The sequence below is a fragment of the Microbispora rosea genome (genome assembly GCF_900156315.1).
GTDB lineage: Bacteria > Actinomycetota > Actinomycetes > Streptosporangiales > Streptosporangiaceae > Microbispora > Microbispora rosea.
In genome coordinates this window covers 318037-330075 of record NZ_FTNI01000001.1, presented here as the reverse complement: position 1 = coordinate 330075, position 12039 = coordinate 318037, and the positions used below count along the sequence as shown (strand labels likewise).

Below are 12039 nucleotides of genomic sequence, written 5' to 3'. Positions count from 1 at the left end.
TTCACGTCACATACACGAGGAGGATCACCCCAGTCTACGGGCGTGAACGCACCTTCATCGCCGTCTTCCTGGCGGTCTTCGCGATCAGCGGATCGGGATGGTGCCTGCCGAGCATCTCCAGCACCGCGAGGGCGTCGGGGTGGTCGGCCCGGCCCATCTGGGGCACCAGCGTCAGCAGGTCCTCACCGAGGAGGTCGAAATGGGCCACCGAGTCGACCGGGGCGCCGATGTAGAGCAGGGCGGCGAGGGTGTCCACCGCCACCCAGGCCCCGTCGCCCTCGCCGAGGGCCGGCGCCTCCAGGTCCCGAACGCCCAGCCAGGCCGCGGCGTAGCGCCACATCATCGGCTCGTCCAGGGCCTCCCGTACGGCCTGCGCGGCCTCCGGGCCCAGCTCCTCCAGCACGGTCCCGGCGGTGCCGCGCTGGGCGGCGTTGCCCGACGCGGCGATCTTGATGAGCTCGCGCGCCGCGTCCTCCGGCACCCGGCGCTCCAGCCACAGCGTGGCGGCGCTGGCGGAGGCCCGGCCGGTCAGCATGGCGTCGATGAGGTCGGCGGCGCCCAGTTCGGCGAGCGCGGCCACCTCGCCGAGCGACGGCGCGTCGTGGCCCTCCCTGAGCAGGTCGCGGCGCACGGCCCACACGCCCGGCTGGGTGAGCCGGACGAGCTCCCCGGTCAGCTCGATCAGCCCGCAGTACTCCAGCAGCGCCATGGCCGCCGCCAGCTCCCCCGGGAGGGTCATCCGCAGCCGCCGCAGGTCGGCCGGCCGCGCCCCGCAGCCCACCTCGTGGGCCTGGAGGATGCCGCCGGCCAGGGCGGCGAGCGGCATGCCCTCGCGCACCGAGTAGATCGTCGCGAGGATCTCGGTGAGGTGCTCGTCGATGACGGCCGACCCGGTCAGGCCCTCCTCGGTCCGGTCGAGCACGTCCATGACCACGCCGTCCCAGAACTCCATGGGGTCGGGCACGCCGGGCCCGGGGCGGGCGCCCTGCCGCGTGACCTCCACGAGGCGGCCGTTGACCGCGACCACCCACAGCAGGCGTAGCCTGGCGGCCTCCAGGCCCAGCTCGGCGACGACCGCCTCGGCCTCGGCGGGGTGCGGCAGCCCCTGCTCGGTGACCTCGCACACACCGCGGGGAGAGGCCGCGCAGCGGGCCCGGACCCACTCGGCGACGCGGCGGGCGTCCCGCACGAGCGGGACCTCCCGCACCGCGTGGACGAGCTGCTCGTCTGGGGCGATGTCGACCGGCGGGAAGGTGAGCACGTCGCTGTCGGCCATTCCAGCAACTTACTGCACAGCAGTCACCTGATGCCCCGCGAACGAGCCTTGAAAGCCGCTTTCCGGGCGGCCTTGGCCGCGGCCTGGTCCGTCAGCGTGCTGCCGAGCAGTTCGAGAACCTCGACCACGTCGGGGTGCTCCACCCGCCACATGTCCTCGATCAGATGGGCGGGCGGCCCCGAGGCCGCGATGTTCTCCGCGAAGCCCTCCGGGTCGGCCTCGGCGGCGGGCAGCGCGAGCGCGAGCATGTCGACGCTCACCCACAGGACCTCCTCGGGGGTCAGCGCGGGCGCGTCCAGGCCCCGCGAGGACAGCCAGTGGATGGCGTGCGGGCGCAGCTCGGCGTCGTCCAGGTAGGACCGCACGACCGGCGCCGCCTCGACGTCCAGCCGGTCCACGATGGTCACGGCGACCCCGCGCACCTCCGCCGGGGCGCCGGCCACGGCGGCGAGCAGCTCCGACGCCGCCTGCTCGGCGGTGCGCCGCGACAGCCACTCGGCGATGTCCCGCTCGGCCGCCTCGTCCGCCGTTCCGTCGCCGATCAGGCCGGCGATCAGCCCGCTCGCGTCGCCCTCGGCCGGGGCGGGCGCGAGCGGCGCGTCCAGGCCCATGCCGGCGTACAGCTCCCGCAGGCCCCACAGGGCGTGCGCGGTGAGGGCCAGGCCGTCCTCGGTGCGCTGGACCGTTCCCGCGTACACCAGGGCCGTAAGCGCCTCGTCCAGCCTCCCGACGGGGCGCCCTGCGGCCACCTCGCGCAGGTAGTCGGCGAGCGCGTCCACCGGGACGGGCGACTGCAGCCGGTAGAGCAGATCGTGGATCTGGGACATCCCCTCGTCCACGACCGCCTCCCCGGTGAGCGGCACAGGCCTCTCGACGAGGAACTCCACCGCCGACCGCCACAGGTCGAGCAGTTCGTCCTCACCACGCGCGTCCAGCTCGCGGAAGTCCTCCGCGACCACGACGGCCGTGCCGTCGAGCCGGGCCAGGCCCAGGTCGAGCGCGAGCCGCCACGCCGGCTCCGGACACCCGACGCCGAGCTCGGCCGTGCACGCCCGCGCGTCCCTGACCCGCAGGGACCGGCGCGTGGTCACCGTACGGCCGCCCTCCACCAGCCAGGTCACCACCCGGTGGGCGTCGCGCAGCAGCGGCACCTCGCGCACGGCCCGCGCCACCTCCTCGCGCGGCGCGAGCCGTACGGGCGGCAGGGGCGCGCAGCCGGGGCAGTCGCACTCGTCGCCGTCCGCCGCGTCCTCCGCCCGCGCGGACTGGGCCGCGTCGAGCTCCAGGGAGTCGGGCCCGATGGCGCTGAACAGGCTCTTGGCCATGCCGAACTTGGACGTGTCGGCGAGCGCCTGCGGCATTTCGGGCTCGATGCGGTCGATGGTCTCCCGCATCCGTACGGCCGTCTTGCTGCCGATCTCGCCCGTGTCCAGCAGGAACTCGACCAGTGTCCGCGCCGCGGCGACCGTCTCCGGCGCGCTCTCCGGCGGCGCGATGACCTTGCGCGGATAGATCTCCAGGAGGAGCTCCTCGAAGGTGCCCGCCCGGAAATCGCCCAGCTCGTTCACCTCCAGGTAGTCGCTGGCGTAGTCGCACAGCAGACGTACCTCGTCGACGTCGACCTCGACGTTCCGGTCGCGCCCCCAGGCACGCAGGCCGTCGATGGCCCGGTTCACCCATTCGATCGACACAGAGGCACGCTAACGGCTCGCTTTGTGCGAGGCGAATCGGTCAGATGAGGTCGAGCGGATCAATGTTCACACGTACCACGTCCGGCGCCTTGCGTGCGGAGCGCACACCGGAGGCGCCCTTGAGCGCGCGGGCCAGCGCGGACCCGAGGTGGCGCGGCACCCGGACCATGGCCCGTTCGAGCTCGCCTTCAACCGGCACCGGCCCCAGCACCTGCGCTCCGGGAGGCAGCCCGGCGTCCGCAAGCGTCTCCCTCACGGCCGCGGCCGGGCCCGTCAGCGTCGCCATCCGCACGGCCGGGGGAAAGCCCAGCTCGGCCCGCTCGTCGAGCTCGCGTTCCGCGAAGGTGACGGGGTCCCAGCGCAGCAGAGCCTGCACGGCGGGCACCGCGGCGTCGGCCAGGACGACCAGCTCTCCCGCCGGCCGCAGCAGGGCGGCGGCGTTCGTCCAGCGCCGCAGCGCCTCCTCGGACGCACGCAGGTCGGGACGGCCCAGCAGCGCCCACCCGTCGAGCAGCACGGCGGCCGCGTAGCCACCGTCCGGCACCGGCTCTGCCCCGGGCGTCGCCACGACCAGCGCGGGGGCGCCGCTCACCGTCGCCAGCACGCCGTCGCGCCCGCTGGTGCGCACGGCCACCGAAGGGAAGGCCCGGCCCAGCTCCTCCGCGGTGCGCCGCGCGCCCACGATGACGGCCCGTACGCCGGTCCCGCCGCAGGACGGGCAGCGCCAATCGCCCGCGATCCTGCCGCACCAGCGGCAGTAGGGCACGGCGTGCCCGCCGCGCAGCGCGAGCGGACCCGAGCACACCGGTCCGGTGGCCGGGGACGGCGCGGACACCGGTTCCGCGAGCAGCCTCGCCCTGCCGCCCGCCTGTCCGGTCCCGCCGGGTACGCCGGGGACACCGGGCTGATGGACGCCCGGTCCGCTGCCGGGCGTCGCGTTTCCCGGGGCGTCCGGCGCCGGGCGCGCCGGCGGCAGGCCCGAGCAGCGGGCGGGGGCACGGCAGTGGCGGCACGCCAGCGCGGGCAGGTAGCCCCTGCGCGGCACCTGGACGAGGACGGGGCCGTGTTCCAGTCCCTCTCTCAGCGCCCGCCAGGCAAGGCTGGGCAGGCGGGCCGCCCTGGCCGCCTGGTCCCGAGCCAGCTCCGCGTCGTCGCCCGCCGGGCGCACCCGGGGCGCCCGGGCCCTGACCGCCGCCCGGTCGGGGACGAGCGGGGCCGCCCAGCCCGTCTCGACGAGCGCCGTGGCCTCGGCGGTGCGGGCGTAGCCGCCGACGAGCAGGCCCGCCCCGGCCTGGTGCGCCCGCAGGCCGAGCACCTCGCGGGCGTGCGGATAGGGCGCGTGGCGCTCGGCGTGCAGGTCGTCGCCGTCGTCCCAGACGACAGCCAGCCCCAGCCGGGCCACCGGCGCGTACGCCGCGGGGCGGTTGCCCACCACGATCCCGATCTCGCCGCGCAACGCCTTGAGCCAGCGCCGGTAGCGCTCCGCGGGGCCGAGGTCCGCCGTGATCGCCACGTGCGGCGTCTCCCCCAGGGCCGCGGTCACGAGCGCCACGTCCTTGCCGTCGGGCACCACCACGACGACGCCCCGGCCGCCGTCCAGCGTCGCCCGCGCGGCGGCCGCGATGGCGCGCGGCCACGACGGCCCGTCCGCGTCCGTGCCGGGCAGGGCCGTCCACACGGCGCGCGGGGCCCTGCCCTCGGCCAGCGCCTCCAGGAAGGATGCGCCCGCCGGGTAGGCCCTCCAGGCGTCGCCGTATGCCCGCGCCGCCCGCCGCCCCGCCTCCTCGTGCGGCACGGCCTCGTGTAGCCCGGTCTGGTGTGGCCCGGTCTGGTGTGGCCCGGTCTGGTGTGGCGTGGGCTGGTGCGGCGTCGTCTCCTCGCGGACCGTCGCCGCGTGCGCCGTGTCTTCGAGGGCCCCGTCTTCGAGAGCCCCGTCTTCGGGGGCCGCGTCGTGGGAGGGCGCGTCTTCGGGGGGCGCCTCCTGCCCCGGTTCCGCGGCCTCGGCGGGGTGTGCACGGGGGCCGCCGGTGTCCGTGGTCGCGCGTACGGGCTCGGGGGCGGCCGCGGGAACGTCGCCGTCACGGGAGGAGTCCGCCCGGCGCGCGGGGGTTCTGGCCTCGCCCTCGACCCGGGCGTGTCGCGGCGGCACGGCCAGGCGCAGGACGTCCGACATGGTTCCGGCGTACCGGTCGGCCACGGCGCGGGCCAGCCGCGCGATGTCGGGGGTGAGGACGGGCTCCGGGGAGATCACCCGTTCCAGGAAGGACAGCCGGCCCTCGTGCTCGCTCGCGGGGAGCCGTTCGAGCAGGTAGCCGTCGGCGAGCTGCCCGGCGAAGCGGACGCGCACCCGGCAGCCGGGCACCGCCTCGGCGTCCAGCGTGGTGGGGACGAGGTAGTCGAAGGGGCGGTCGAGGTGCGGCAGCGGCGTGTCGACGACGACCCTGGCGACGGGGAGGTTCTGCGCCGCCTCTCGCGCGCCCTTGGACGCGCCCGCCCGCGCCTGCCCCGCGGCGCCCCGGCCCCGCGCGCCCGCGCCCTGCCCCCGCGCGGTCGCGCCCCGCGCCCGCTCGGAGGACCGCCGTGCGGCGGCCGGGGGCGCCGGAAGGAGCGCCTCCTGCGGATGCGGGGCGCGGGTCGGCTCGGTCACGTCTACGTCCTACCAGACCCGGCGAGCCGCAATCGCACGTACGCCCACCGCCTGTGGACTTCCGCGCATCCGCCGGGCACGCCTGAGCGGCGCCCGCCGTCAGGGGCGGGCGCCGCTCGTGGCGACGATGTTCGCGGTGCTCGTCAGGCGCGTGTCACAGACCCGCGGCCTCGCGCAGGGCGTCGGCCCGGTCCGTGGACTCCCAGGAGAAGCCCTCGCGGCCGAAGTGGCCGTAGGCGGCGGTCTCGGAGTAGATCGGGCGCAGCAGGTCGAGGTCGCGGATGATCGCGGCAGGGCGCAGGTCGAAGACCCGGAGCACCGCGTCCTGGATCACGTTGACCGGCGCCTTCTCGGTGCCGAACGTCTCGACGAACAGGCCGACCGGCTGGGCCTTGCCGATGGCGTAGGCGACCTGGACCTCGCAGCGGTCGGCCAGGCCGGCCGCGACGACGTTCTTGGCGACCCAGCGCATGGCGTAGGCGGCCGAGCGGTCGACCTTGGACGGGTCCTTGCCGGAGAAGGCGCCGCCGCCGTGGCGGGCCATGCCGCCGTAGGTGTCGATGATGATCTTCCGTCCGGTGAGCCCGGCGTCGCCCATGGGCCCGCCGATCTCGAAGCGGCCGGTCGGGTTGACCAGCAGGCGGTAACCCTCGATCTCGATCTCCAGGTCGGCCAGCACGGGCTCGACCACGTGCTCCCGGATGTCGGGCGTCAGCATCTCCCGCAGGTCGATCTCCGGGGCGTGCTGGGTGGAGACGACAACGGTGTCGAGGCGGACCGGGCGGTCGCCGTCGTACTCGATCGTGACCTGGGTCTTGCCGTCGGGGCGCAGGTAGGGAACGGTGCCGTTCTTCCGCACCTCGGACAGGCGGCGGGCCATCCGGTGCGCGAGCTGGATCGGCAGCGGCATCAGCTCGGGCGTCTCACGGCAGGCGTAGCCGAACATCAGGCCCTGGTCGCCCGCGCCCTGACGGTCGAAGTCGTCGGCGCCCTCGCCCGCGCGGTGCTCGTAGGCGTCGTCGACACCCTGCGCGATGTCCGGCGACTGCGCTCCGATGGACACCGACACGCCGCAGGAGGCGCCGTCGAAGCCCTTGTGAGAGGCGTCGTAGCCGATCTCGAGGATCTTCTCGCGGATCAGGGCGGGGATGTCGACATAGGTCTCCGTCGTCACCTCGCCGGCGACGTGGACCTGGCCAGTGGTGATCAGCGTCTCGACGGCGACCCGGCTCTTGGGGTCGTCCTTGAGCATTGCGTCGAGAATCGCGTCACTGATCTGGTCGGCGATCTTGTCCGGGTGGCCCTCGGTGACCGACTCGGAGGTGAACAGGCGACGGGACAACTCAGGGCTCCTCATGCAGCGGCTGCTGACGTCCATGAGTGGCCGGCGGTAGAGCCCAGCCCCACCGCGGCCACTCGATGCTCACGCGAGTCTAGCCCCAGGCGCTGCGGAGCCGCGAAGCCATCCGGGGTCGGGTCGCAGGATCGGCGGCCCGCGCACGGAGTGTCAGAGGTCGGGCAGGGGATCTCTGGGCAGGTCACCGGGCGAGAACGCCTCCGCGTCCGCCGCCGCAACCACCGCGGCGTACTCGTCGTCGACCTCCAGGGTCATGCCGCCGATCTCGATGCGGGGCCCCGACCCGAACTCGACCGGCCCGAGGCGGGTGCGGCGGGGGTAACGTGCCCACACCCCCGACGGCTCGTCCCTGCTGAACATCTTGGTGGACAGCAGGGTGATCGACCGGTCCGTCACCACGACGAGGAAACCGATCGTGGCGGGAGGCGGCAGGGCCACCGCGCGGAACACGTAGCGGATGTCCTCGCCGGGGCCGAGCATCGCCCGGCAGCGCTCCCTGATCGTGGCGGACACCGGCATGGCGATCGCTCCCTCGCTGCACGACCTGTGGGGGCGGGGCGGGCGCCCGCGCCGGCACCACACGAAGGTCAGGCGAGACGCTGCGCCACCAAATCCCACACTACGTCGGCCAGATCCTCTTTGGGACCCCTCGGAATCTCCACGGATCCGCCCTCCGCCGTGAGGACGACGGCCGCGTTGTCCGGCGTGCCGAACGCCAGATTCTCCCCGACCTGGTTCACCACGAGCAGGTCGCAGCCCTTGCGTTCCAGCTTGGCTCTGCCGTTGGCCAGGACGTCGTCGGTCTCCGCCGCGAATCCCACGATCACCCGCGGACGCGGCCCGCCGGCCCCGGCCGCCTCGCGGGCGTCAGGCCCGTCGCCGGTCTCGCGCCCGTCACCCGCCGCCGCGGCGTACGCCTCCCGCCCGGACCGGCGGATCTCCCCCAGCTCGGCCAGGATGTCTGGATTTTTCGCCAGATGGATCGGATCGGGCTCGGCGGACGACTTCTTGATCTTCGTGTCGCTCTGCCGTACGGGCCGGAAGTCCGCGACCGCGGCGGCCATGACGACCGCGTCGGCGTGCTCGGCCGCCGTCAGGACCGCGTCGCGCAGTTGCCGCGCCGACTCGACCCGGACGACCTTCGCGCCCGCGGGATCGGGCAGCGCCACGTTCGCCGCCACCAGCGTGACCTCCGCGCCCCGGGCGACGGCCGTACGGGCGAGGGCGTATCCCTGCAGCCCTGAGGACCGGTTGCCGATGAAGCGCACGGGGTCGATCGCCTCGCGGGTGCCTCCGGCGGAGACGACGACGTGCCGGCCGGCCAGGTCCTCGCGCCGCCCCGCCAGCACACGGCGGCACACCTCGAAGATCTCGGCGGGGTCGGGCAGCCGCCCGGGACCGGTGTCGGCTCCGGTGAGCCTGCCGACGGCGGGCTCGATCACGATCGCGCCGCGCTCGCGCAGGGTCGCCACGTTCGCCCGCGTGGCCGGGTGCTCCCACATCTCGGTGTGCATCGCGGGCGCGAACACCACCGGGCACCGCGCCGTGAGCAGGGTGTTGGTGAGCAGGTCGTTGGCCATGCCGTGCGCGGCGCGGGCCAGCACGTCCGCCGTCGCCGGGGCGACGACCACCAGGTCGGCGGACTGCCCGATGCGCACGTGCGGCACCTCGTGCACCGACTCCCACACCTCGGTGGTCACCGGATTGCCCGACAGCGCGGCCCAGGTCGGCTCGCCGACGAACCGCAGCGCGTCCCGGGTCGGCACGACGCGCACGTCGTGTCCCGACTCGGTGAACAGGCGCAGCAGCTCGCAGGACTTGTAGACCGCGATGCCGGCGCTCACGCCCAGCACGACAGACGTCATGACGGAGGCGGTGCTCAGCCCTCGATGGGCTCAGAGGTGAGCAGGCCCTCGGAGACCTCGCGCAGGGCGATGGACAGCGGCTTCTCCTGGGCGTGGGTCTCCACGAGGGGCCCCACGTACTCCAGCAGGCCCTCGCCGAGCTGCGAGTAGTAGGCGTTGATCTGGCGCGCCCGCTTCGCACCCATGATCACGAGGCTGTACTTGCTGTCGACGATGTCGAGAAGCGCGTCGATCGACGGGTTGGTGATGCCTTCCGCGTAGGCGGAGCTGCTTGCCACGTCAGTGATTCCCCTAGCTAGGTGAGTTTCCCATCAAGGTTATCAGCCGGTGGCACACGTCCTTGACGGACGTGTTGACGATCGTGAGGTCGAACTCCTTCTCCGCCGCCAGCTCGACCCGGCCCATCTCCAGGCGCCGGGCGATCACGTCGGGGGGCTCGGTGCCGCGGCCGCGCAGCCGCCGCTCCAGCTCCTCCCAGCTCGGCGGGGCGAGGAACACCAGCAGGGCATCGGGCATCGTCGTGCGCACCTGCCTGGCGCCCTGCAGGTCGATCTCCAGAAGGGTGGGGACGCCCGCCGCCAGCTTCTCCAGCACCGGCCCTCTGGGCGTGCCGTACCGGTTGCCGGCGAACTCGGCCCACTCCAGAAGCTCACCGGAGGCGACGAGCCCGTCGAACTCGTCGTTGCCGGCGAAGAAGTACTCCACGCCGTGCTGCTCCCCCGGGCGGGGCTTCCGGGTTGTCACCGAGACCGACAGCCACACCTCGGGGTGGGACCGCCGGAGCTCGGCGACGACCGTGGACTTCCCCACACCCGACGGACCGGACAGGACCGTCAGGCGCGGGCGGGGCATGGAGTCACCGCCGTGTGTCCTGAACCCGCTGGTCGCGACTGCCTCGTGGGCCCGATCTCCAGCGGACCGGGACATGTCGGTCACTCCGTACCCCCGTGTAACTCGCTCGTACGCCGCCGAGATCAGCTCTCGGCGCCGCCGAACTCGCGCTCCAGGGAGGCGCGCTGGTTGGCGCCGAGACCCCGCACGCGGCGGGATTCGGCGATACCAAGGCGCTCCATGAGCTGCTTGGCGCGGACCTTGCCGACGCCAGGGAGCGACTCCAGCAGAGCCGAGACCTTCATCTTGCCGATGACGTCGTCGGTCTGCCCATCCTTCAGCACCTCAGCCAGAGAAACCGCGCCGTGCTTGAGCCGGTTCTTGACCTCGGCACGCTCCTTGCGTGCCTTGGCAGCCTTCTCAAGAGCTGCGGCGCGCTGCTCGGGGGTCAGGGGAGGAAGAGCCACGCCGGGTCACCTCGAATTTCTTGTCGATGTACTCGGACGGGAGGGGAAACTAGCTGGTCTTGGCCGTAACGGCAACGTCAAGGGCGGTTTCTCGGACCACAAAATTGATTTTACTACTTTTGGTATTGGAAAAGTCACTCTTCGTAGATCAAAACCGCCTCAGCAGGCCCGGAGCGGGATGACGCATGGTGACGGCGTCCCAGGCCGGCGAGCGCTCGCTCAGGGGCTCACGCGGCGCAGCGCGGCGGCGATCCCGGCGGCCGCCGCCCCCGGGTCGGGCGCCCCCGTGATGGGCCGTCCGATCACGAGGAGATCGGCCCCCTGGGCGATCGCGTCCTCCGGCGTGGCCACCCGCGCCTGGTCCTGGGTGTCGGCGCCCGCGGGCCGTACGCCGGGAGTGATCAATGTCACGTCCGGGCCGACCTCCGCGCGTACGGCGGCGACCTCCCTGGGCGAGCAGACGAGGGCCTGGGCGCCCGCCCCGACGGCCACGGCGGCCATACGGCGCGCGACGTCCGCAGGGGGTCCCTGGATGCCGATCTCGCGGAGATCGGCCTCGGAAAGCGACGTCAGGAGCGTCACGGCCGCTATCTGGGTGTTGGGGGCCGCCTCGACGGCCGCCCTGACCATCGCCGGGCCCCCCGCGGCGTGCACGGTGAGGTACGTCGGCTTGAGCCGGGCGACCGCCCGGGCGGCCGCGGCGACGGTGTTCGGGATGTCGTGCAGCTTGAGGTCCAGGAAGACCTGCACACCGCTCGCGCCGCGCACCGAGGCGATCACGTCGGGCCCGTGCCGCAGGTAGAGCTCCAGCCCCACCTTCACCGTGGAGACGTGCGGGGTCACCAGGCCGGCCCAGCGGGCCGCGGTCTCCATGTCGGGCGCGTCCAGGGCGACGGCGATGGGAGCGGGCGTAGTCAAAGCGAACTCTCCTCGAGATCTGTGCGTGTTCGTGGTTGCGCGCCCGCCGGGCGGTGGGCCAGGCCCACGGCGTCGGCGAGCCGGTCGAACCCGCGCTCCTGCAGAAGCTCCTCAAGCTCCCTCAGCACGCGCGGGCAGGCGTAGGGGTCGTGGAACAGGGCCGTGCCCACCGCGACGGCGCAGGCGCCCGCCAGGACGAGCTCAAGGGCATCCCTGCCCGTCGTCACGCCGCCCATGCCGATGATCGGCACTCCGGGCAGCGCCGCGTGCACCTGCCACACGCAGCGCACCGCCAGGGGCCGTACGGCGGGGCCGGACAGGCCGCCGGTGCCGGCCGCGAGCGAGGGACGCATCGTGTCCACGTCGATGCTCATCCCGACCGGAGTGTTGATCATCGCGAGGGCGTCGGCGCCGCCGTCCACGCACGCGCGCGCGACCGCGACGACGTCCGCCACGTCCGGGGACAGCTTGGCGATCACCGGCACCTCGTACGGCGTGGCCGCGCGCACCGAGGCCACGACCTCCGCCGCGGCGGCCCCGTCGCGGGCGAACACCCTGCCGCGATCCTCGACGTTCGGGCACGACAGGTTGATCTCCACGGCGGTGATGCCGTCGACGCCGGCCAGCCGCCGCGCCAGCGCGGTGTACTCGGTCACGGTGCCGCCTCCGATCGACACGACCGTGCGGGCTCCGCGCTCGGCCAGCCAGGGCAGCTCGCGCTCCAGGAACGCCTCGACGCCCGGGCCCTGCAGGCCCACGGCGTTCAGCAGCCCGGAGGGGGTCTCGGCCATCCGCGGCGTGGGCCGTCCCGCGCGCGGGGCCATGGTGATCGACCGGGTGACGAACGCGCCCAGCCGGTGGACGTCGGAGAACTGGGCCAGCTCGCGGCCGGTCCCGCCGCAGCCCGAGGCGGTCAGCACGGGGTTGGGCAGCTCCACATGGGCCAGGTAGGTCCGCAGGTCGGCGGTCACGGCCGCCTCCCCCGCC

General features: G+C 73.9%; 11 protein-coding genes. All 11 read right to left on the bottom strand.

All coding sequences use genetic code 11. The features are described 5' to 3' along the window. Positions 1–34 precede the first annotated feature (34 nt). Entirely contained in the window at positions 35–1276 is a 1242-nt protein-coding gene (locus tag BXA11_RS01550) for a hypothetical protein (protein ID WP_076432080.1), read from the bottom strand. A gap of 23 nt (positions 1277–1299) precedes the next feature. Next, positions 1300–2967 carry a hypothetical protein gene (locus BXA11_RS01545; RefSeq protein WP_076432078.1) on the bottom strand — a complete coding sequence of 556 codons (1668 nt, stop codon included), beginning with the start codon at positions 2965–2967 and terminating at the stop codon, positions 1300–1302. A 40-nt stretch (positions 2968–3007) separates the two neighbouring features. Further along, positions 3008–5614 carry a primosomal protein N' gene (locus tag BXA11_RS42975; RefSeq protein WP_159454723.1) on the bottom strand — a complete coding sequence of 869 codons (2607 nt, stop codon included), beginning with the start codon at positions 5612–5614 and terminating at the stop codon, positions 3008–3010. Positions 5615–5768: 154 nt separating this feature from the next. Next, positions 5769–6956: a methionine adenosyltransferase gene (metK, locus tag BXA11_RS01525; RefSeq protein WP_030508989.1), complete on the bottom strand. Its 1188-nt coding sequence runs from the start codon at positions 6954–6956 to the stop codon at positions 5769–5771. A 165-nt stretch (positions 6957–7121) separates the two neighbouring features. Continuing rightward, complete coding sequence (locus BXA11_RS01520; protein ID WP_076432076.1) at positions 7122–7490, bottom strand: hypothetical protein; 369 nt, start codon at positions 7488–7490, stop codon at positions 7122–7124. Positions 7491–7558: 68 nt separating this feature from the next. Beyond that, positions 7559–8836, bottom strand: a complete 1278-nt coding sequence (gene coaBC / locus BXA11_RS01515) for a bifunctional phosphopantothenoylcysteine decarboxylase/phosphopantothenate--cysteine ligase CoaBC (protein ID WP_076432074.1) — start codon at positions 8834–8836, stop codon at positions 7559–7561. Between the two features lie 14 nt (positions 8837–8850). Next, entirely contained in the window at positions 8851–9114 is a 264-nt protein-coding gene (rpoZ, locus tag BXA11_RS01510) for a DNA-directed RNA polymerase subunit omega (RefSeq protein WP_030508986.1), read from the bottom strand. A gap of 13 nt (positions 9115–9127) precedes the next feature. Further along, positions 9128–9688 carry a guanylate kinase gene (gmk, locus tag BXA11_RS01505; protein ID WP_030508985.1) on the bottom strand — a complete coding sequence of 187 codons (561 nt, stop codon included), beginning with the start codon at positions 9686–9688 and terminating at the stop codon, positions 9128–9130. A 122-nt stretch (positions 9689–9810) separates the two neighbouring features. Continuing rightward, complete coding sequence (gene mihF, locus BXA11_RS01500) at positions 9811–10134, bottom strand: integration host factor, actinobacterial type (RefSeq protein WP_030450375.1); 324 nt, start codon at positions 10132–10134, stop codon at positions 9811–9813. A gap of 219 nt (positions 10135–10353) precedes the next feature. Then, positions 10354–11052 carry an orotidine-5'-phosphate decarboxylase gene (gene pyrF, locus BXA11_RS01495; protein WP_030508984.1) on the bottom strand — a complete coding sequence of 233 codons (699 nt, stop codon included), beginning with the start codon at positions 11050–11052 and terminating at the stop codon, positions 10354–10356. After that, positions 11049–12023 carry a dihydroorotate dehydrogenase gene (locus BXA11_RS01490; RefSeq protein WP_030508983.1) on the bottom strand — a complete coding sequence of 325 codons (975 nt, stop codon included), beginning with the start codon at positions 12021–12023 and terminating at the stop codon, positions 11049–11051. Before BXA11_RS01490 ends, pyrF begins: the two co-directional genes overlap by 4 nt. Positions 12024–12039 lie beyond the last annotated feature (16 nt).

Excerpts from the sequence above, each read along its gene's own strand:
- BXA11_RS01550 (WP_076432080.1), bottom strand. The coding sequence starts at position 1,276 with ATGGCCGACAGCGACGTGCTCACCTTCCCGCCGGTCGACATCGCCCCA.
- BXA11_RS01520 (WP_076432076.1), bottom strand. The coding sequence starts at position 7,490 with ATGCCGGTGTCCGCCACGATCAGGGAGCGCTGCCGGGCGATGCTCGGC.
- coaBC (WP_076432074.1), bottom strand. The coding sequence starts at position 8,836 with ATGACGTCTGTCGTGCTGGGCGTGAGCGCCGGCATCGCGGTCTACAAG.
- gmk (WP_030508985.1), bottom strand. The coding sequence starts at position 9,688 with ATGCCCCGCCCGCGCCTGACGGTCCTGTCCGGTCCGTCGGGTGTGGGG.